Here is a 19,733-nt window from a genome sequence, read left to right on the forward strand (position 1 = left end):
CAGGCCGCTCACAGCAGCTGCCGGGTGCGTTCCACGAGGCGGACGACCGAATCGTCGGCGACGCCGGCCACCTCCGTGTAACCGAACCAGCGCACGTCCAGCGACTCGTCGCTCACCTCCGGCCGGGCACCGCCGGGCGCGACCGCCGCGTACTGCACGTCCATGTGCACGGCGCACGGCGTGCGGTGCCGGTCCAGGCTGACCGGGCCGGGCCGCAGCAGCCGCAGCCCGCTGATGCCGGACTCCTCGGTGGCCTCCCGCAGCGCGGCACCGGCGAGCGAGGCGTCGTCCGGCTCGCAGTGCCCTCCCATCTGGAGCCACATCCCCAGCCGGGCGTGCAGCGTCAGCAGCACCCGCTCCCGCTCCGGGTCGACGATCAGCGCGCTCGCCGTGACGTGCCCCGCGGCGCACTCGCGCCACATGCCGTCCGGGTGCTCGCGCAGATGCTGGGCGTACGCCTGGCGCAGCGATTCCTGCTGCTCGTCGGGCGCGGGCCAGCCGGCCAGGACCCGTGCCGCGTCGTCACGCAGGCTCACCGGTCGCGACCGCCGTCCTCGTCGCCCTGCTGGCCGTCGTCGCTCCCCCGTTCCCGGCCGCCGCCGTCCGGCTCAGCGGGGCCGTTCTCCAGCATGCGCTCCAGCTCGGCGAAGTCGGGCTGCTCCCGGTGCACGAATCCGTCCGGGTCGTCCAGGTCCTCCGCCGTCGGCAGCAGGTCGGGGTGCGCCCACTGCGCGTCGCGGCCCTGCGCACCGCGGGCGTCGGTCAGCGAGGCCCACAGCCGGGCCGCGTCCCGCAGCCGCCGCGGCCGCAGCTCCAGGCCGATCAGCGCCGCGAAGGTCTGCTCCGCCGGCCCGCCCGAGGCACGGCGCCGCCGCAGCGTCTCCCGCAGCGCCGACGCCGACGGCAGCCGGGACTCGGCCGCGGCGTGCACCACCGCGTCCACCCAGCCCTCGACCAGGGCCAGCGCCGTCTCCAGACGCGCCAGCGCGGCCTTCTGCTCCGGGGTGTCCTCCGGCTGGAACAGCCCCTGGCGCAGCTTCTCCTGCAACTCCTCGGGGCGCCCCGGATCGATCTGCCCGACGAGATCCTCCAGCTTGGCCGTGTCCACCTTGATGCCGCGGGCGTAGCCCTCGACGGCACCGAAGAGGTGCGAGCGCAGCCACGGCACGTGCGCGAACAGCCGCTGGTGCGCCGCCTCCCGCAGCGCCAGGTACAGCCGCACCTGGTCCTGCGGCACGCCGAGCCCCTCGCCGAACGCCTCGACGTTCTGCGGCAGCAGCGCGGCCTTGCCGGCCGGGCCCAGCGGCAGCCCGATGTCCGTGGAGCCGACCACCTCGCCCGCCAGGACGCCGACGGCCTGCCCGATCTGGGTGCCGAACATCGCGCCGCCCATCTGCCGCATCATGCCGAGCAGCGGGCCGGCCATCGCGCGCATCTCCTCGGGCAGCACGTTCCCCATCGCGGCGGCGGCGCGTTCGGCGACCGGGTCGACCAGTTCCCGCCAGACCGGCAGCGTCGCCTCGACCCACTCCGCGCGGCTCCAGGCCACGGCCGTGCCGGCGCCCGACGGCAGTGACGTCACGCTGTCCAGCCACAGGTCGGCCAGCCGCAGCGCCTCCTCGACCTGGGCGCGCTCCTGCGAGCCGACGCTCGCGTCCCGGGAGCCGCCGGGACCGCCCTGGGCGACGGTCTGCCGCGCGACGTTCCGGGCGAGGTCCCAGTTCACGGGGCCGCCGTCGTAGGACAGCATCTGCCCGAGCTGCTGGAACGCGGCACCCAGGTCCTGCGGGTTCATCGCGCCGCCCGGGCCGAGGGCCCCGAACATCGCCGCCAGCGGATTATCGGCCGGACCCTGGCCCCCGCCGCCCTTCTTCTTGCCGGACTCGCCTTCTCCCTCCGGTTCCTCGGGAAGGCCGAATCCGAATGGCATGTTACTCACGAGAATCCTCGGATCGTGTCGACTGTGCCGGGCTCGCTTGGTGGGCTGTGCCGTGTCACTGGCTGGTCTCCGACTCCAGCCTAGACACCGCTCAGGCAGGATGGGGGCCTGCGCCCGTCGTACCAGAACAACCGCTGGAGTCGTCTCGTGAGTTCCCCCGAGCAAGCCGTTCGCGCACCGCGAAACGGCCCTGCCGCCCCGCTGACCATCGCGGTGACGGGAGCGGCGAGCGGGGTCGGCGCGCTGCTGACCGAGCGCCTGCTGGCCGCCGACGGGGTCAAGCGCGTCCTCGCGCTCGACGAACGCCTCGGCGAGGCCCGCGGCGCCGAGTGGCACACGCTGGACATCCGCGACCCCGCTATCGCCGATCTGCTGCGCACCTCCGGTGCCTCCCGCGGACCCGGCGCCGGCGGCAAGCGGGCGCCGGCGGGCCCGGCGGAGGCGGAGCCGGTCGACGTGCTGGTGCACCTCGCGCTCGACCTGAACCTCAGCTCCGACCCGGGCGCCCGCACCGCGCTCAACGTGCGGGGCACGCAGACCGTCCTCACCGCCGCCGCGGCCGCTGGGGTGCGCCGGGTCGTGCTGTACACCTCGGCGATGGTCTACGGCGCCCTGCCCGACAACGACGTGCCGCTGGCCGAGAACGCCGAGCTGCGGGCCACCCCGGACGCGAGCTGCGTCGGCGACCTGCTGGAGATCGAGCACCTGGCCCGCCGCGCACCGCGGGCCCACCCGGGGCTGGAGGTCACGGTGCTGCGGCCGGCCATCCTCGTGGGCGGCACCGACACCGCGCTGACCCGCTACTTCGAATCGCCGCGCCTGCTGGTCGTCGCCGGCTCCCGGCCGCGCTGGCAGTTCTGTCACGTCGAGGACCTGGTCAGCGCCCTGGAGCTGGCCGCGCTCGAACGCGTCGAGGGCGAGCTCGCGGTCAGCTGCGACGGCTGGCTGGAGCAGGAGGAGGTCGAGGAGCTGTCGGGCATCCGGCGGATGGAGCTGCCGTCGGCCGTGGCCCTGGGCGCCGCGGCCCGGCTGCACCGGCTGGGCCTGACGCCGTCCCCCGCGGGCGACCTGGCGTACACGATGCACCCGTGGGTCGTCAGCGGCAGCAAGCTCCACGAGGCGGGGTGGCGGCCCAAGTGGAGCAACGAGGAGGTGCTCGCCGAGCTGCTGCGCGAGGTGAACGGGCGCCGCACGGTGGCCGGGCGTCGGCTGGGCCGCAAGGACGCGGCGACGACCCTGGGCGCGGCGGGCGCGACCGTGGCGCTGGTCGGCACGGCGGCCCTGGTGCGCCGGGCTCGGCGGGCGCGCCGCCGGTGACGGGGCCGCGCGGGGAAGACGGCGGAACGGCGGAGAGGACACGGGAGATGACGGTCACGGACGGAGGAGTGCTGCGGCTTCTGGCGATCCGGTCCACGCCGCTGTCGGTGGACGAGGTCTTCGCCGCCGTCGGCGACCCGGCGGCGGGCGGCACCGCGCTGTTCACCGGCACGGTCAGGGACCACGACGGGCACGCGGAGGGCGCCGCGGTAACCAGCCTGGAGTACACGGCCCACCCAACGGCGGAGGCCGAACTCCGCCGGGTCGCGGCGGCCGTCGCGGCCGACTTCCCGGTGCGAGCGCTGGCCGCCGTCCACCGGGTGGGCGAACTGGCCGTGGGAGATCTGGCCGTGGTCGTCGCCGTCGCGTGCCCCCACCGCGCTGAGGCCTTCGCGGCCTGCCGGCGCCTCATCGACGACCTCAAGCGCGAGGTCCCCATCTGGAAACACCAGACCTTCGCCGACGGCTCACAGGAATGGGTAGGTGCCTGCTCGTAGAGCAGTCGTCTGGGAGGAGCGTCTGTTCGAAGCGCAGTAGCCTGGAAGAGTAGCCGTGGGTTTCCTGGCCGCATAACGGGTGGGTAACCCCCTGCTGCGCCGGGCACTCCCGCGGTTGCGTAACCCGTTTCTTCAGCAGAGCGTTGAGAGTACGTCGCCGAGGTGGGAGGTCGGTCATGGCGGCTCTGGTCTGGCTGCTGATTCCGGTCGCCGGTGCGGTGGTTGCCGCCGCCTGGAGCGCGTGGGCCACGCGTCGTCACCACCAGCAGGGCGGGGTGGGCGACGACGAGGGCGTGCGCGGCTACGAGGCGTTCCGCGCGGCGATGGAGCGGGCCCCGGCAGACGGCTGACAGTGCCGTCACGTACTGTCAAGGCATGCCACGCCGGACCGCGACGCTGCTGACGTCCACTCTGCTGCTGATAGCGACGCTCTGCGCCGGACTGCTCATCTCGGTGCCCTACGGCGAGATGTCGCCCGGCCCCACGGTCAACACCCTGGGGGAGCACGACGGCGAGCCGGTGCTGAGCATCAGCGGCGAGAAGACGTACGACACCTCCGGCCACCTGAACATGACGACCGTGCGCGTCACCAGCGTGACCTACGAGATGAACCTGCTGGAGGCGGTGTACGGCTGGCTGGCCGACGACAGCGCCGTGGTGCCGTTCGAGACGCTCTACCCCGGTGACCTGAGCCCGGACGAGGTCGAGGAGCAGAACGCGGAGGAGTTCAGCCGCTCGCAGGAGAGCGCGAAGGTCGCGGCGCTGCGGGAGCTGGGCTACGACATACCGACGCTGCCGATCGTGGCCTCCGTGGTGGCCGAGGCGCCGGCCGACGGCAAGCTGCACGCGGGCGACGCGATCGTCGCCGTGGACGGGACGGAGATCAGCAGCCCGGAGCAGGTAGCCGAGCAGGTCACCGAGCACGAGCCGGGTGAGGACGTCGTCTTCACGATCGTGCCGGCCGAGCAGGCGGAGGAGGCGCTCGACGCGGGCGGGGAGCTGCCCGACGAGACGGAGGACGTCACGATCACGACGACCAGCGCGCCGGATGACGGCCGGGCCATCGTGGGCATCGAGGCGGGGGCGGCGCACGCCTTCCCGTTCGAGATCGACATCCAGCTCGCGGACGTGGGCGGGCCGAGCGCCGGGCTGATGTTCGCGCTCGGTCTGATCGACGTCCTCGACCCCGAGGACCTGACGGGCGGCGAGTTCGTGGCGGGCACCGGCACGATCGACGAGGAGGGCGTCGTCGGTCCCATCGGCGGGGTGTCGATGAAGACGATCGCGGCGCGGGAGGCGGGGGCGGACTTCTTCCTCACTCCGGAGGAGAACTGCGCCACCGCCGCCAGCACCGCACCGGACGGGCTGACCCTGGTGGAGGTCGGCTCCCTCCAGGACGCCCTCGCCGCCCTGGAGCACATCCGCGAGGGCACGACGGACGAGCTGCCGCTGTGCCAGGCCGGGTAGCGGCCGCGGGCTCCCGCGCCGCCGGGCGGCCCGGCCAGCGGCCGCCGGTCACTCCTCGGTCGTGTCGTCGAACGTGGCGGTCAGCGCCTCGGCGAGCCCGGGGACGAGGTCGGGGCCTGTCAGCACCTCGGTGCTCGCGTCCTTCTCGCGCAGCCTGACGGCGGACTCGCGCTGTCCGTCGCGCAGCACGCCGACGGTCAGCCGCACCTCCTGCCGTTCGGGGTGCTCGGCGACCCAGCGGTTGAGCGCCGCCTCGTCGCCGCCCTCCCGCAGTTCCGGCGGCATGGACTCCTCGGCGGCGGGCGGCAGCATGAGGCGTTCGACGGTCATGGCGCAGCCCGCGACCGCCTCCGGCCAGGCGATCGTGGCCAGGAACTCGTCGAGCGGCACGCCGGTGGGCAGCTGGTCCTGCTCGACGGGCGTGAGCGAGGGGCCGGGCACGGCCGCCGGCGTGTCCTGGCCGATGCCGAGGCGTTCGGCGAGCGCGGGTTCCTCCCGGCGCAGCCGGTCGGTGTCCACGAGGGCGAAGAGGGTCGCCGGCTGATCCCAGCCAAGCCCGGAGACGTACTCGTCGATCTCGAGCACGGCCCGGGTGAGCGGAGTCGCAGCCAGCGGCGTTGACGGGGTTACGTCGGGAGGGGTGTTGTCCATGGGCCTATCGTGCCGTCTTGAGACCCCGTAACGGGAACTGAGTAAAGCTTGAGTAAGTTAGCCGAGTGGGCCGTCCCCGTGCCGGCCCGCGTGCTGCCCGCGAACAATCTCAGACAACCCAGCGAATCTTCGAGGTGCCATCTTGGCTTTCCAGATGCCGGACCGGGGCTCCGGCCGCCCCCATGGTCCGAACGGGCCCAGAGGTCCCGCAGGTCCTGGCCGGCCGCGTTTCGGTGTGGGACGACCTGGACGCGGTGCCAAGACCCTGCTGATCACGGCGGCGATCCTGGCGGGACTCGCGATTCTCTTCGCGATGTTCGCCGGATTCTGGACCGACTGGCTGTGGTACCGCTCGGTCGGCTACACCAGTGTCTACCGCACGGAGCTGCTCACCCGGACCATCATGTTCGCCGTCTTCGGCGTGGTGATGGCGCTGGCCGTGGGGTTCAACATCTGGCTGGCGCACCGGCTGCGCCCGCCGCTGAGCGCCATGTCCATGGAGCAGCAGAATCTCGACCGCTACCGGATGAGTATCGCGCCGTACAAGCGGTGGATTCTGCTGGGCGTCTCGCTGCTGATCGGTCTGATCGCGGGCGGTTCGGCCTCCGCGCAGTGGCGGACGTGGCTCCAGTTCGTCAACGGCACGTCCTTCGGCGAGGTGGACCCGCAGTTCCACAAGGACGTGTCGTTCTACGCGTTCGACTACCCGTTCTACCGGTTCCTGCTCGGGTTCGGCTTCGCCGTGGTCGTGCTGTCGATCATCGGCGCGGCGCTGACGCACTACCTGTACGGCGGGCTGCGGATCACCACCCCGGGGAGCCGCATCACACAGGCGGCCACCGGGCATCTGTCCGTGCTGCTTGGCCTGTTCGTCGCGCTGAAGGCGGTGGCCTACTGGCTCGACCGCTACGGGCTCGCCCTGAAGAGCGGTGAGTTCCGCGAGGCGGGCTGGACGGGCCTGCGGTACGTCGACGCGAACGCGTACCTCCCGGCCAAGACGATCCTGACGATCATCGCCGCGATCTGCGCCCTGCTGTTCTTCGCGACCCTGTGGCGCCGTGGCTGGCAGCTGCCGGTGCTGGGCCTGGGCCTGATGGTGCTCTCCGCGGTCCTGATCGGCGGCGTCTACCCGGCACTGGTGCAGCAGTTCCAGGTCCGGCCGAACGAGCAGGCCCGGGAGAGCGAGTACATCGAGCGGCACATGCAGGCGACGAAGGACGCCTACGACATCGCCGACGCGCAGATCGACGACTACCCGGGAACGACGGACGCCGATCCGGAGACGCTGCGGAACTCGGTGGCGCAGACGGCCAGCATCCGCCTGCTCGACCCGAACGTGGTCTCGCCCGCGTACCAGCAGATCCAGCAGGTGCGCGGCTACTACCAGTTCCCGTCCACTCTGGACGTGGACCGCTACCCGACCGCGGACGGCGAGGAGCAGGACACCGTCATCGGCCTGCGCGAGATGAACGTCAACTCCGTGCCGGAGAGCAACTGGATCAACGACCACTTCCGCTACACCCACGGCTTCGGGATGGTCGCGGCGTCCGGCACCGAGCTGCAGAGCAACGGCGAGCCGCGCTTCACCGAGCAGGACCTCCCGCCCGAGGGCCAGATCAGCGAGCTCGGCGAGTACGAGCCGCGGATCTACTTCGGTGAGTACACCACGCAGTACTCCATCGTGGGCGGCCCGCAGCGGGAGATCGACTACGCCGGCGAGGACGGCGAGGTCGAGTACAGCTACCAGGTGGACGGCGCGGGCGTCAGCCTGGACAACTACTTCAACCGCGCCGCGTACGCGCTGACGATGGGCGAGCCCCAGATCCTGTACTCCGGGGCGATCGGTGAGGGGTCGCAGATCCTCTACAACCGCACGCCCAAGGAGCGCGTGCAGGCGGTGGCGCCGTGGCTGACGATCGACGGTGACCCGTACCCGGCGGTGGTGGACGGCCAGATCCTGTGGATCGTCGACGCCTACACCACGACCAACGGCTACCCGTACTCGTCGCGGACGACGCTGGGTGACGCCACCGAGACCTCGCTGACCGAGGAGCAGGGTGAGGTCATCGCCCAGCAGAACCAGGTCAACTACATCCGCAACTCGGTGAAGGCGACCGTCAACGCCTACACCGGTGAGGTCATCCTCTACGAGTGGGATGAGAACGACCCGGTGCTCCAGACCTGGATGAAGGCGTTCCCGGGCACGGTGCAGGACCGGAGCGAGATCAGCGACGCGCTGATGGACCACCTGCGGTACCCGCAGGACCTGTTCAACGTCCAGCGTGAGCTGCTCCAGCGGTACCACGTGGACAACCCCGGGCAGTTCTACTCCGGTTCGGAGCGCTGGCAGGTGCCGGACGACCCGACGACCGATGACGGTACGTCGGTGCCGCCGTATTACCTGAGCATGGCGATGCCGGACCAGGACGAGCCGGTGTTCTCGCTGACCACGACGTTCACGCCGCTCAACCGTGAGACGCTGTCGGCGTACATGGCCGTCGAGGCGGACGCGCGAAGTCCTGACTACGGCACCATCAGAGTGCTGACCCTGCCGTCCAACACGACGGTCTGGGGTCCGCAGCAGGTGCAGAGCCGCTTCAACTCCGATACCGAGGTCGCGAACCAGATCAACATCTGGCAGCGCGGTGACTCGCAGGTCAGATACGGCAACCTGCTGACGGTGCCGTTGCAGGGCGGGCTGCTGTACGTCCAGCCGGTGTACGTGCTCGGTGCGGGGCAGAACTACCCGCTGATGCAGCGGGTGCTGGTGGCCTACGGCGAGGAGATCGCCTTCGAGCCGACGCTCGACCAGGCGCTGGACGTGGTCTTCGGCGTCGAGGGCGCGGAGGAGACGCCGCCCGAAGGTGAGGAAGGCGACGGCGGAGAGGGCCAGGAGGAGCAGCCGCCGCCGGACGCCGACGCCACGCTGGAGGAGACCATCCAGGAGGCTCAGGACGCCTACGCGGACGCCCAGGAGGCGTACGCCGACGGCGACTGGGAGGCCTACGCCGACGCCCAGCAGCGGCTCCAGGAGGCGCTGGAGCGGCTCGGCGAACTCCCCGCCGGACGCCAGGAGGAGGAGCCTGAGGCATCACAGTCTTAGCTCCTTCGGCTGACTGACCGGCTGTCAGCGGCCGGCCGGCAAAGGCGCGAGAACGGGTCCGGAAGCCACGCGGCTTCCGGGCCCGTTCCATGCCGTATCACGATGTCAGCCCTGGGCATCAGTTCGGCCCGGCACGCTCCCACCTCGCTGACCTGCGGTGACGCGCGGCTGCCACCATGCTGGGTAGGAATCGTGGCGGAACCTGGACAACTCCCTCCCTCACTCTGCGTTTGGGTGTATCCATATCGGGAAGTCGATAAACCGCTGAAGTGACTTCACTGGCTGCGGTATACCAGGTGTACGCAGGTTTCAGGTGGTGCGACTATGGACCTTATGGGGGACAAGGCGAGGTTCGAGAACAGTCGTGCAGCCGCGCGCGAGGGCGCGCGGCTGCTGCGCCTGGGCGACCTGGACAACGCCGAGGCGCCGCTGCGCGCCGCCGCAGCCGACGGTGAGCGCTCGGCCGCCAACAACCTCGGGGTCCTCCTGTACCAGTCGGGGCGCGCCGAGGAGGCCGCCGAGTGGTGGCGCGTCGCCGCCGTCGCCGGCTCCGCCCCCGCCGCCCACGCGCTCGGCCGTTACCACCGCGAGCGCGGCGACGAGAACGCCGCCGAGTACTGGCTGCGCCAGGCCGCCGAGGCGGGCCACGCCTCCGGCGCCTACGCGCTGGCCGACCTGCTGGACCACCGCGGCGCCCGCGGCGCGGCCAAGTGGTTCCGCGCCGCCGCCGAACTCGGCCACCGCGAGGCCGCGTACCGGTACGGCTGCCTGGTGAGCGAGGGCAAGGCCGGCAGCGAGAGCGGCGGCGCCGAGCCGTGGCTGCGCCAGGCCGCCGCGCGCGGCCACGTCCGGGCCGCCCTGCGCCTCGGCGCCCTGCTGGAGGAGGCGGGGCAGGTCGAGGAGGCGGGCCGGTGGTACGTGCAGGCCGCGGAGGCGGGCGAGCCGCGTGCCGCGAGCGCCCTCGGTTTCCTGCTGCGCGACGCGGGCGACGAGGCCGCCGCCGAGCGCTGGTGGCGCCGCGCTGCCCGTGAGGGGGACGGCCCGGCCGCCAACGCGCTGGGCGCGCTTCACGCCGAGCGCGGCGAGCGCCAGGAGGCGCAGCGCTGGTACCGCGTGGCGCTGGAGGCGGGCGACACCAACGGCGCGTTCAACCTCGCGCTGCTGTGCGCGGGCCAGGGCCAGACGGCGCAGGCCGAGCAGTGGTACCGGCGCGCCGCCTATGCCGGTCACCGTGAGGCCGCCAACGCGCTGGCGGTGCTGCTGCTCCAGCGCGGCGACGAGGCGGGCGCGGAGCCGTGGTTCTCCAAGGCCGCGGAGGCCGGGAGCATCGACGCCGCGTTCAACCTCGGCATCCTCTACGCGGGGCGGGGCGAGACGGCCGAGGCCCGGCGCTGGTACGAGCGGGCCGCCGCCAAGGGCCACGCCGAGGCCGCGCTCCAGGTCGCGGTCGAGCTGCTGCGCGACGGCGACGGCGAGGAGGACGAGCGCCAGGCCGAGCGGCACCTGCGCCGCGCGGCTGAGGGCGGCAGCGTCGAGGGCGCGTTCCGCCTGGCCGTGCTGCTGGAGCGGCGGGCGCGGGCGGCTGCCGCCCGCGGCGGCGAGCCGGATCCGGCCGGGGACCTCGCCGGCGGTCCGGGGAGCCTTGCCGGGGCCGTCCCCGGGGACGGCGGCCAGCCGGAGCACGAGCGCTGGTACGAGCACGCCGCCGAGCGCGGCCACCGCCGGGCCCAGGTGCGGCTGGGCATGTGCGCCGCCACGCGCGGCGACGCCGTGGAGGCCGCGCGCTGGTACCGGGCGGCAGCCGAGGCGGGCAGCCGCAACGGCGCGTTCAACCTCGGGCTGCTGCTGGCCCGCGAGGGCAGCGAGCCGGAGGCGGCGCTGTGGTGGACCCGCGCGGCCGAGGCGGGGCACGGGCGTGCCGCCCTGCGCCTGGCGCTGCTCGCTTCGCGGCGCGGCGACCTGGACGAGGGCGGCTCGTGGTGCACCCGCGCCATGGAGCTGGGCCCGGCGGAGGTCGCCGAGCGTGCCGCCCGGCTGCGCGACGCGCTGCGCCAGGAGCTGACGGCCTGACGGGCCGGCCTGAAGCGGTGCGGCCGGTCCTCCCGGCACCGGGAGGACCGGCCGTCTACGTGCCGAACTCCTGTACCGCGGCGCTCACGAAGCTGGCCAGCCGCGAGTGGTGGGCGCCGCGCCAGTAGACGCGGCCGCAGTCGAGGCACTGGGCGAAGACGTCGTAGCTGCGGCGCGTGCCGCCCTCCAGCCGGTCGGCGACGGCCGCCTTCTCGGCGTGCGCGAGGCGCCCGTTGCAGGCGGTGCAGCGCGTCCACGGCGTGAGCGCCGGGCGGAACCGCTCGAGCACGTCGCGGACCTGCTCGTCGGGCTTGTCGCTGTACACGTACGCGCCCGCCCACAGCTCCCGGCGCCGCAGCAGCCCGCGGTCGCGCGAGAGCAGCACCCGGCGCTCCGCGGCCGAGCGCGCCGCGAGCGCGGGGTCCCCCGGGTCCTGGCTGTCGTAGGCCGCGTCCACGCCGAGCAGCCGCAGCCGCCGCGCGAGCGTGCCGAGGTGGACGTCGAGCAGGAAGCGCGGCTTGCCGGGCAGCCGCTGCGGCCGCGGTACCGGGCCGACCGTCACCGACTCGCCGCCCTCGGGCACCAGGGAGACCGGGGCGTCGCGCCCGTCCACGACCAGCCCGCCGACCTCGGTCAGCGGCACCCCGGCCGACTCGATGAGGTGCCCGAGCGTTGAGGAGCCGTCGCACGGGACGCTGACGGGGCCGCGCCGGCGCTCGGACGGGAGCAGCGGCAGCAGCGCGGGCGCGAAGGTGAGGCGGACCGCCGCCCTCATCGCGCCGCCGCCGCGAAGGCGCCGCGGGCCATCTCGTGCAGCAGCCGCGCCGTTTCCTCGCGGCCGGGCTCCGAGGCGCCTGGCCGCGCCAGGTGGGGCGTGGAGTTCAGCAGGCCGAAGACGGCGTGCACGGCGGCGCGCGCCCGCGCCTCGGGCAGCTGCGGGTAGGCGCGGCGCACCACCGTCACCCACAGCTCGACGTACTGCCGCTGCAACCGCCGCACCCGCTTGCGGTCCTCCTCGGGCAGCCGGTCCAGCTCCCGGTCGTGCACGGTGATCAGGTCGCGGTCGTCCAGCGCGAAGTCGATGTGCCCGGCGATCAGCAGGTCCAGCGTGCCGGCGGCGGACCGCCCCTCCTGCTCGGCCTCGGCCACGCGCCGGTGCCCGCCGTCGCGGAGCCGGCCGCTGATGCCGACGAGCAGCTCGGCCAGCATGGCGTCCTTGCCCGCGAAGTGCCGGTAGAGCGCCGGGCCGCTGATGCCGACGGCGGCTCCTATCTCGTCCACGCCCACGCCGTGGAAGCCGCGCTCGGCGAAGAGCCGGGACGCTTCCCGCAGGATCTGCTGGCGGCGGTCGCCCGGAGACGCGGTGGCGGGCGTGCGGGGAGCGGTCCTGCGCGGGGTCATGCGTTCCATTGTAGACAGCGGCTGTTAGCGACCGTTAACATTGTGCGTATGTGGCAGGCGCCCGTCCTCAGCACCGTCGCTGACCCCGCCTCCGAGGCGTTCCAGGCCAACGAGGCGGTGCACCGCGAGCTGTCCGCCCAGCTCCGCGAGAAGCTGGCCGCCGCCCGCCTCGGCGGTGGCGAGCGCGCCCGTGCCCGGCACCTCGCGCGGGGCAAGCTGCTGCCCCGCGACCGGGTGGACGCGCTGCTCGACCCGGGCTCGCCGTTCCTGGAGATCGCCCCGCTGGCCGCCGACGGCATGTATGAGGGCCAGGCCCCCGCCGCCGGGATCATCGCCGGCATCGGGCGCGTCAGCGGGCGCACGGCGGTCGTCGTGGCGAACGACGCGACCGTCAAGGGCGGCACGTACTACCCGATGACCGTCAAGAAGCACCTGCGCGCGCAGGAGATAGCCCTGGAGAACCGCCTGCCCTGCCTGTACCTGGTGGACTCCGGGGGCGCGTTCCTCCCGATGCAGGACGAGGTCTTCCCCGACCGCGACCACTTCGGCCGCATCTTCTACCACCAGGCCCGCATGTCCGCCGCCGGCATCCCGCAGCTCGCGGCCGTCCTCGGCTCGTGTACGGCGGGCGGCGCGTACGTGCCCGCCATGAGCGACGAGGCCGTCATCGTGCGCGGGCAGGGCACGGTCTTCCTCGGCGGCCCGCCGCTGGTGAAGGCCGCGACCGGGGAGGTCGTCACCGCCGAGGAACTGGGCGGCGGTGAGGTCCACACCCGCGTCTCCGGCGTCACCGACCACCTCGCCGAGAACGACGCGCACGCGCTGCGGATCCTGCGCTCGCTGGCCGCGACGCTGCCGCCGGACGCGCCCCCACCCTGGCCGGTCGAGCCCGCCGAGGAGCCCGCCGTCGATCCGGCGCAGCTCTATGGCGTCGTGCCCCCGGACCCGCGCACGCCCTACGACGTGCGCGAGGTGATCGCCCGCATCGTGGACGGCTCCCGCTTCCAGGAGTTCAAGGCCGGCTACGGGCCCACGCTCGTCACCGGCTTCGCCCGGATCCACGGCCATCCGCTGGGCATCGTCGCCAACAACGGCATCCTCTTCTCGGAGTCCGCCCTCAAGGGCGCCCACTTCATCGAGCTGTGCGACCAGCGCGGCATTCCGCTGCTGTTCCTGCAGAACGTCTCCGGCTTCATGGTCGGCCGCTCCTACGAGGCGGGCGGCATCGCCAAGCACGGCGCCAAGATGGTCACGGCCGTCGCCTGTGCCCGGGTGCCGAAGCTGACCGTCGTCATCGGCGGCTCCTACGGCGCGGGCAACTACTCGATGTGCGGCCGGGCGTACGGTCCCCGGTTCCTGTGGATGTGGCCCAACGCCAAGATTTCCGTCATGGGCGGCGAGCAGGCCGCCGCCGTGCTCGCGACCGTGCGGCGCGACCAGCTGGCCGCCCGCGGCGAGGAGTGGTCCGAGGCGGACGAGGAGGCGTTCAAGGCGCCCATCCGCCAGCGGTACGAGCGGCAGGGCAGCGCGTACTACGCCACCGCGCGGCTGTGGGACGACGGCGTCATCGACCCGCTCCAGACCCGCACCGTCCTCGGGCTGGCGCTGACGGCGTGTGCCCGGGCGCCGCTGCCCGCGCGCGATCCGCACGAGCCGCGGTTCGGCGTCTTCCGCATGTGAGCCACCGGGACAAGGGGAGGAGCAGCGATGTTCGACACCGTCCTCGTCGCCAACCGCGGCGAGATCGCCGTCCGCGTCATCGGCACGCTCCGCCGTCTCGGCGTGGCCTCCGTCGCGGTCTACACCGAGGCCGACGCCGCCGCGCGCCACGTCGCCACGGCGGACACGGCGGTGCGCGTCGGCAGCTACCTCGACGCCGCCGAGCTGCTCGGGGCCGCCCGCGCCACCGGCGCTAAGGCCGTCCACCCCGGCTACGGCTTCCTCGCGGAGAACGCCGCGTTCGCGCGCGCCGTCACCGACGCGGGCCTGGTGTTCATCGGCCCGCCCGCCTCCGCCATCGCCTTGATGGGCGACAAGATCCGCGCCCGGGAGGCGGTCGAGGCCGCGGGCGTCCCCGTGCTGCCGGGCGTCCCGCTCGACGGGCCCGGCGGGCTCAGCGCGGCCCGCGCCCTCGGAGCGCCGCTGCTGCTCAAGCCCGCGGCCGGAGGCGGCGGCAAGGGCATGCGCCTGCTGCGCGACGCGGCGGAACTCGCCGGGCTCGGCCAGGCGGCCGAGGCGGCCCGGCGCGAGGCCCGCGCGGCGTTCGGCGACGACACGCTGCTGGCCGAGCGCTACGTCGCCCGGCCCCGGCATATCGAGATCCAGGTGCTGGCGGACGCGCACGGCGGCGTGGTGCACCTGGGTGAGCGGGAGTGCTCGTTGCAGCGTCGGCACCAGAAGGTGATCGAGGAAGCGCCCAGCCCGCTGCTCGACGAGGCGTCCCGGGCCGCCATGGGCGAGGCCGCCGTGGCCGCCGCGCGGGCCTGCGGCTACGTCGGCGCGGGCACCGTCGAGTTCCTCGTCGCCGGCGAGGCCGCGAGCGAGGGGGCCGGGGGAGGCTCGCCGGTCCGGCACTACTTCATGGAGATGAACACCCGCCTCCAGGTCGAGCACCCGGTGACCGAGGCCGTCACCGGCCTGGACCTGGTCGAGGCGCAGCTGCGGGTCGCGGCCGGCGAGCCGCTGCCGTTCGGCCAGGACGGCGTGCCCGCGCCCCGGGGACACGCCGTGGAGGCGCGCCTCTGCGCCGAGACGCCCCGCCTGGCGGCCGGCGGCGAGCGGGTCGACTTCCTGCCCGCCGGCGGCAGCGTTCTGCTGCTGCGCGAGCCCGGCGGCGAGGGCGTCCGCGTCGACTCCGGGCTCGCCGAAGGCGACGAGATCGGCACCGCCTACGACCCGCTGCTCAGCAAGGTCATCGCGCACGGCCCCGACCGTGCCACCGCCCTGCGGCGGCTGCGCGCGGCCCTGGCCCGCACCGCCGTGCTCGGCGTCGGGACCAACACCGGCTTCCTCCGCCGCCTGCTGGCCCACCCCGACGTGGCGGCCGGACGGCTGGACACCGGCCTCGTCGAACGGGAGGCCGCCGCGCTGCTGCCGCCCGCCGTCCCCGTCGAGGTCTACGCGGCGGCCGCCCTGCTGCGGCAGGCCGCGCTGGAACCGCCCCCGGACGGCTGGCGCGATCCGTTCGCCCTGCCGACCGGCTGGCGGCTCGGCGGCGAGCCCGCCTGGACGGTCCACGCCCTGCGGGTGCCGGGCCACGAGCCGGTGACGGTCGAGGTGCGCGGCCTCGCCGCCCGCGCTGAGGTCCGGCTGGCCGGCGAGGCCCAGGCCCGGCCCGCCCGCCTGCTGCGCGCCGCCCCGGGCGGCGCCTCGGTCACGCTCGAACTCGACGGCGTCGTGCACGTGTTCGACCACGCCGCTGCGCCCGGCGGCCACTGGCTGGGCCGGGAGGGCGACGCCTGGCACGTCAGGGAGCACGACCCGCTGGCGCTGGCCGCCTCGGCCGCCTCGGGCGGGGAGGACACCCTCACCGCGCCCATGCCCGGCACCGTCACCCTCGTCAAGGCCGCCGCCGGGGACGAGGTGACGGCCGGCCAGCAGCTGCTGGTGGTCGAGGCGATGAAGATGGAGCACGTCATCGCGGCCCCGCACGACGGCACCGTCGCCGCCATCGAGGTCGCGCCGGGCGCCACCGTCGCCATGGACCAGGTGCTCGCCCGCGTCACCCCGAAGGAGCAGCGATGACCGCGCCGCAGCCCTCCTCCGCGCCGGGCACGTCCGCTGCCCCCGTCACGGACCTGGGGCTGCCGATGCGGGTGCCGATGCCGGTACCGGGCCCGGGGGCCGGCGGCCCGCCGGACGGGCTGCCGGCCCGCGTCCGCGTCCACGAGGTCGGCCCCCGCGACGGCCTCCAGAACGAGCCGGCGGTCATCCCCGTCGGGATCAAGGCCGAGTTCATCCACCGCCTGGCCGCCGCCGGAGTGCGCACGATCGAGGCGACCAGCTTCGTCCACCCCCGCTGGGTGCCCCAGCTCGCCGACGCCGAGGAGCTGTTCCCGCTGGTGGCACCGCTCGCCGGGACCGGCTGCCGCCTGCCGGTGCTGGTGCCCAACGAGCGCGGACTGGCGCGCGCGCTGGCCCTGGGCGCCCGGGAGATCGCCGTGTTCGCCAGCGTCACCGAGTCGTTCTCCCGTGCCAATCTCAACCGCTCGGTGGACGAGGCGCTCGCCATGTTCGCGCCGGTGGTCGCCCGCGCCGCCGCCGAGGGCGTGCCCGCGCGCGGGTACCTGTCGATGTGCTTCGGCGACCCCTGGGAGGGGCCGGTGGACGTGGCGCGCGTGGTGGCGGTCGCGCGCCGCCTGCGCGACCTCGGCTGCCGCGAGCTGAGCCTGGGCGACACGATCGGCACCGCCACTCCCGGCCACGTCGCGGCCGTGCTCACGGCTCTCGCCGAGGCGGGCATTCCCGCCCGCGAGCTGGCTGTCCACTTCCACGACACCTACGGGCAGGCGCTGTCCAACACCCTGACCGCGCTCCGCCATGGCGTCACCACCATCGACGCCAGCGCGGGCGGTCTTGGCGGCTGCCCGTTCGCCCGCAGCGCCACGGGCAACCTTGCTACGGAAGACCTGCTGTGGATGCTGCACGGTCTCGGCATCGAGACCGGCATCGACCTGGGCCAGCTCACCGCCACCAGCGTGTGGCTGGCCGACCGCCTCGGCCGCCCCAGCCCGTCCCGGACGGTCAGGGCGCTGGCACCCGCGTACTCCCACAAGGAGGCAGACCAATGAGCCTGGACCACCGTCTCAGCCCCGAGCACGAGGAGTTCCGCCGCTCCGTCGAAGAGTTCGCCCGCGACGTCGTCGCACCCGTGATCGGCGACTACTACGAGCGGCACGCCTTCCCCTACGAGATCATCCGCGAGATGGGGAAGATGGGCCTGTTCGGCCTGCCCTTCCCCGAGGAGTACGGCGGCATGGGCGGCGACTTCCTGGCCCTGTGCCTGGCCATCGAGGAGCTGGCCCGCGTCGACTCCTCCGTCGCCGTCACCCTGGAGGCGGGCGTGTCGCTGGGCAGCATGCTCGTCTACCGCTTCGGCACCGAGGAGCAGAAGCGCCGCTGGCTGCCGCCGCTGGCCCGGGGCGAGAAGCTGGCAGCGTTCGGGCTCACCGAGCCGGAGGGCGGCTCCGACGCGGGCCGTCTGCGCACGACGGCCAGGCGCGACGGCGACGAGTGGGTCATCGACGGCACCAAGTGCTTCATCACCAACTCGGGCACCGGCATCACCAGCCTGATCACCGTCGCGGCCGTCACCGGCCGCAAGCCGGACGGCTCGCCGCTGATCTCCACCCTGCTCGTCCCCGGCGGCGACCAGAAGCCGGCCGGGCTGACCATCGCCCCGCCGTACTCCAAGGTGGGATGGAACGCCTCCGACACCCGCGAGCTGTCCTTCTCCGGGGTGCGGGTCCCGGCCGACAGCCTGCTGGGGGAGGAGGGGCGCGGCTACGCGCAGTTCCTCCAGGTGCTCGACGAGGGGCGCATCGCCTTCGCGGCGCTGGCCACGGGGCTGGCGCAGGGCTGCCTGGACCAGTCGCTGGCGTACGCCCGCACCCGCACGGCGTTCGGCGGGCCCATCGGCGAGCGGCAGGCGATCCAGTTCAAGCTGGCGGACATGGCGGCCCGGGTGCACACCGCGCGCCTGGCCTGGCGCGACGCCGCCTGCCGCCTGGCGGCGGGAGAGCCGTGCAAGCGGCAGGCGGCCATCGCCAAGCTCCACGCCTCCGACGTCGCGGTCGTCAATGCCCGCGAGGCGACGCAGATCCACGGCGGCTACGGCTTCATGAACGAATACCCGGTGGCGCGGATGTGGCGCGACGCGAAGATCCTGGAGATCGGCGAGGGCACGAGCGAGGTGCAGCGGATGCTCATCGCCCGTGACCTGGGCCTGTGAGACCCCCGGGGCTCAGGGGGACTGGGTGAGCAGCCGCTGCTCCAGGGCGACGATGTCCTTGACCGGGGTGTCGAAGTTGCTCAGCACCACGGTCGTCCAGCCCGTCTCCGGGTAGACGCTCAGGTTGCACGCCTTGCCGGGCCCGCTGCCGGTGTGCCCCCAGACCGCCTGGTGGCTGACGATGGACTCGATGAACCCGTAGCCGTACAGCACGCACTGGCACGGCGGCACCGGGATCTCGTCGCGGGTCCCGGCAAGCTTGCCGGTGGTGAACAGCTGCACATACGCGTCGTCGACCAGGCTGCCGTCGCGCAGCGCCGCCGCGAAGCGCACCAGGTCCGTGGCCGTGGCGTACAGGCCGGTGGCCGGGCCGCCGATGAACGCCTGGTGCTCCGAGGCCGTCAGGTCCGCACGCTCGCCTGGGGGCTGGGTGTAGTACGCGTGGGCGGCGGTGGGGTCGGAGCCGAGCTCCGGGCGGGTCAGGAAGGCGGAGCCGGTCATGCCGGCCGGGCGCAGTACGTGGTCACGCACGTACGTGTAGTAATCGAGGCCCGTTACCTCGCGGATGATGGCGCCGAGCAGGAAGAACCCGGAGTTGCTGTAGTGGAAGCCGCCGGTGGCGTGCTCCAGGTCCGCGGCCCGGATCGCCGCCATCGTGGCCTGCCACTCCTCCTCGGCGCTGGCGCGGCTGGCCGCGCCGCGCTGGTAGGCCGGGGACTGGGAGTAGTCGCCGAAGCCGGAGCTGTGGGTGAGCAGGTGGTGCACGGTGACGCGCTCGGACGCCTCCCGGGAGAAGCCGCCGAGGAACGCGCCGAGGGGGTCGGTGAACTGGATGGCGCCCCGCCGCACGAGCTGGGCGACGGCGGTGGCGGTGATGCACTTGGTGACGGAGGCGAGGTCGAAGCGCGTGTGCGCGTCGTTGCGGATGCCCTCGGCCTCGTTGGCCATGCCGTAGGTGCGGTGCAGCACGGGAATGCCCTGGCAGGCGGCCATCACGGTGCCGGAGAACTCGCCGCGCTCGGCGCGCTCGCGGACGAACTGGTCCAGCTCGCCGCCTGGCAGCATGCCGGGGAACGCGTCGGGGCTGGTGGAGCCCGGTGCCGGCGCGGCGTCCGCCGCCTGGGCGCGGGCCGTTCCGGCGGCGAGCTGGCCCGCGGCGAGGGAGACCCCCGCCGCTCCCAGCAGTGAGCGCCTGGTCAGCCGGATGGCGGGATCAGATGAGGTCCGGGTCATGGATGTCCTCTCAGTCGCGAACGGTGATGGAGCGGGACACCCCCCGGGCGGGAAACGTAGACCCGTCGCCGCAAAGAACCTGTCAGGAAACGGTCAGCGGCGGCT

At 73.7% G+C, this 19,733-nt stretch carries 16 protein-coding genes; 10 read left to right on the plus strand and 6 right to left on the minus strand.

The window, feature by feature from the left end; translation table 11 throughout:
- Positions 1-8: 8 nt before the first annotated feature.
- Positions 9-536 carry an NUDIX hydrolase gene (locus JK356_RS06525; protein WP_201866585.1) on the minus strand — a complete coding sequence of 176 codons (528 nt, stop codon included), beginning with the start codon at positions 534-536 and terminating at the stop codon, positions 9-11.
- A complete protein-coding gene (locus JK356_RS06530; RefSeq protein WP_201866586.1) occupies positions 533-1,939 on the minus strand; it encodes a zinc-dependent metalloprotease in 1,407 nt (468 codons plus the stop codon). The genes JK356_RS06525 and JK356_RS06530 overlap by 4 nt, the downstream gene beginning before the upstream one ends.
- Before the next feature lie 147 nt (positions 1,940-2,086).
- Between JK356_RS06530 and JK356_RS06535 the strand changes: the two genes are divergently transcribed.
- The 4 genes from JK356_RS06535 (at position 2,087) to JK356_RS06550 (ending at position 5,220) form a co-directional block, all read left to right on the plus strand.
- The gene (locus tag JK356_RS06535; protein ID WP_201866587.1) at positions 2,087-3,256 is read left to right on the plus strand and encodes an SDR family oxidoreductase; all 1,170 of its coding nucleotides are present in this window, start codon (positions 2,087-2,089) and stop codon (positions 3,254-3,256) included.
- 47 nt (positions 3,257-3,303) lie between these two features.
- On the plus strand, positions 3,304-3,753 hold the full coding sequence (locus tag JK356_RS06540; RefSeq protein ID WP_201866588.1) for a molybdenum cofactor biosynthesis protein MoaE: 450 nt from the start codon (positions 3,304-3,306) through the stop codon (positions 3,751-3,753).
- Positions 3,754-3,929: 176 nt separating this feature from the next.
- Complete coding sequence (locus tag JK356_RS06545) at positions 3,930-4,103, plus strand: hypothetical protein (RefSeq protein WP_201866589.1); 174 nt, start codon at positions 3,930-3,932, stop codon at positions 4,101-4,103.
- 25 nt (positions 4,104-4,128) lie between these two features.
- On the plus strand, positions 4,129-5,220 hold the full coding sequence (locus JK356_RS06550) for a PDZ domain-containing protein (RefSeq protein WP_201866590.1): 1,092 nt from the start codon (positions 4,129-4,131) through the stop codon (positions 5,218-5,220).
- Between the two features lie 48 nt (positions 5,221-5,268).
- Here the strand turns inward: JK356_RS06550 and JK356_RS06555 are convergent, their stop codons facing one another.
- The gene (locus JK356_RS06555; RefSeq protein WP_201866591.1) at positions 5,269-5,871 is read right to left on the minus strand and encodes a PPA1309 family protein; all 603 of its coding nucleotides are present in this window, start codon (positions 5,869-5,871) and stop codon (positions 5,269-5,271) included.
- A gap of 154 nt (positions 5,872-6,025) precedes the next feature.
- Here JK356_RS06555 and JK356_RS06560 point away from each other — a divergent pair, with 154 nt between their 5' ends.
- On the plus strand, positions 6,026-8,974 hold the full coding sequence (locus tag JK356_RS06560) for a UPF0182 family protein (RefSeq protein ID WP_201866784.1): 2,949 nt from the start codon (positions 6,026-6,028) through the stop codon (positions 8,972-8,974).
- Positions 8,975-9,307: 333 nt separating this feature from the next.
- Positions 9,308-11,044, plus strand: a complete 1,737-nt coding sequence (locus JK356_RS06565) for a tetratricopeptide repeat protein (RefSeq protein ID WP_201866592.1) — start codon at positions 9,308-9,310, stop codon at positions 11,042-11,044.
- Positions 11,045-11,099: 55 nt separating this feature from the next.
- On the opposite strand, the gene JK356_RS06570 is transcribed toward JK356_RS06565, so the two are convergent.
- Positions 11,100-11,819 (minus strand): Mut7-C ubiquitin/RNAse domain-containing protein, encoded by a 720-nt coding sequence (locus JK356_RS06570; RefSeq protein WP_201866593.1) that lies wholly within the window; start codon positions 11,817-11,819, stop codon positions 11,100-11,102.
- A complete protein-coding gene (locus JK356_RS06575; RefSeq protein ID WP_201866594.1) occupies positions 11,816-12,445 on the minus strand; it encodes a TetR/AcrR family transcriptional regulator in 630 nt (209 codons plus the stop codon). Before JK356_RS06575 ends, JK356_RS06570 begins: the two co-directional genes overlap by 4 nt.
- A 48-nt stretch (positions 12,446-12,493) precedes the next feature.
- Here JK356_RS06575 and JK356_RS06580 point away from each other — a divergent pair, with 48 nt between their 5' ends.
- The 4 genes from JK356_RS06580 to JK356_RS06595 are packed head-to-tail and all read left to right on the plus strand — an operon-like array spanning position 12,494 to position 18,395.
- Positions 12,494-14,125, plus strand: coding sequence for a carboxyl transferase domain-containing protein (locus JK356_RS06580; RefSeq protein ID WP_201866595.1), 1,632 nt, complete (start codon positions 12,494-12,496; stop codon positions 14,123-14,125).
- A 27-nt stretch (positions 14,126-14,152) separates the two neighbouring features.
- Entirely contained in the window at positions 14,153-16,189 is a 2,037-nt protein-coding gene (locus JK356_RS06585) for a biotin carboxylase N-terminal domain-containing protein (protein WP_201866596.1), read from the plus strand.
- Complete coding sequence (locus JK356_RS06590; protein WP_374100618.1) at positions 16,186-17,235, plus strand: hydroxymethylglutaryl-CoA lyase; 1,050 nt, start codon at positions 16,186-16,188, stop codon at positions 17,233-17,235. The genes JK356_RS06585 and JK356_RS06590 overlap by 4 nt, the downstream gene beginning before the upstream one ends.
- Positions 17,232-18,395, plus strand: coding sequence for an acyl-CoA dehydrogenase family protein (locus tag JK356_RS06595; protein WP_201866597.1), 1,164 nt, complete (start codon positions 17,232-17,234; stop codon positions 18,393-18,395). Before JK356_RS06590 ends, JK356_RS06595 begins: the two co-directional genes overlap by 4 nt.
- A gap of 12 nt (positions 18,396-18,407) precedes the next feature.
- On the opposite strand, the gene JK356_RS06600 is transcribed toward JK356_RS06595, so the two are convergent.
- Positions 18,408-19,628 (minus strand): serine hydrolase, encoded by a 1,221-nt coding sequence (locus JK356_RS06600; RefSeq protein ID WP_201866598.1) that lies wholly within the window; start codon positions 19,626-19,628, stop codon positions 18,408-18,410.
- Positions 19,629-19,733: the final 105 nt, after the last annotated feature.

The organism is Streptomyces sp. 7-21 (genome assembly GCF_016741785.1).
Classification (GTDB): Bacteria; Actinomycetota; Actinomycetes; order Streptomycetales; family Streptomycetaceae; genus Streptomyces.

Bases quoted from the DNA above. Each gene is read 5' to 3' on its own strand.
- JK356_RS06545 (WP_201866589.1), top strand. From the start codon at position 3,930: ATGGCGGCTCTGGTCTGGCTGCTGATTCCGGTCGCCGGTGCGGTGGTT.
- JK356_RS06600 (WP_201866598.1), bottom strand. From the start codon at position 19,628: ATGACCCGGACCTCATCTGATCCCGCCATCCGGCTGACCAGGCGCTCA.
- JK356_RS06575 (WP_201866594.1), bottom strand. From the start codon at position 12,445: ATGACCCCGCGCAGGACCGCTCCCCGCACGCCCGCCACCGCGTCTCCG.
- JK356_RS06580 (WP_201866595.1), top strand. From the start codon at position 12,494: ATGTGGCAGGCGCCCGTCCTCAGCACCGTCGCTGACCCCGCCTCCGAG.
- JK356_RS06555 (WP_201866591.1), bottom strand. From the start codon at position 5,871: ATGGACAACACCCCTCCCGACGTAACCCCGTCAACGCCGCTGGCTGCG.
- JK356_RS06590 (WP_374100618.1), top strand. From the start codon at position 16,186: ATGACCGCGCCGCAGCCCTCCTCCGCGCCGGGCACGTCCGCTGCCCCC.
- JK356_RS06540 (WP_201866588.1), top strand. From the start codon at position 3,304: ATGACGGTCACGGACGGAGGAGTGCTGCGGCTTCTGGCGATCCGGTCC.
- JK356_RS06560 (WP_201866784.1), top strand. From the start codon at position 6,026: ATGCCGGACCGGGGCTCCGGCCGCCCCCATGGTCCGAACGGGCCCAGA.
- JK356_RS06585 (WP_201866596.1), top strand. From the start codon at position 14,153: ATGTTCGACACCGTCCTCGTCGCCAACCGCGGCGAGATCGCCGTCCGC.
- JK356_RS06595 (WP_201866597.1), top strand. From the start codon at position 17,232: ATGAGCCTGGACCACCGTCTCAGCCCCGAGCACGAGGAGTTCCGCCGC.
- JK356_RS06550 (WP_201866590.1), top strand. From the start codon at position 4,129: ATGCCACGCCGGACCGCGACGCTGCTGACGTCCACTCTGCTGCTGATA.
- JK356_RS06565 (WP_201866592.1), top strand. From the start codon at position 9,308: ATGGGGGACAAGGCGAGGTTCGAGAACAGTCGTGCAGCCGCGCGCGAG.
- JK356_RS06570 (WP_201866593.1), bottom strand. From the start codon at position 11,819: ATGAGGGCGGCGGTCCGCCTCACCTTCGCGCCCGCGCTGCTGCCGCTG.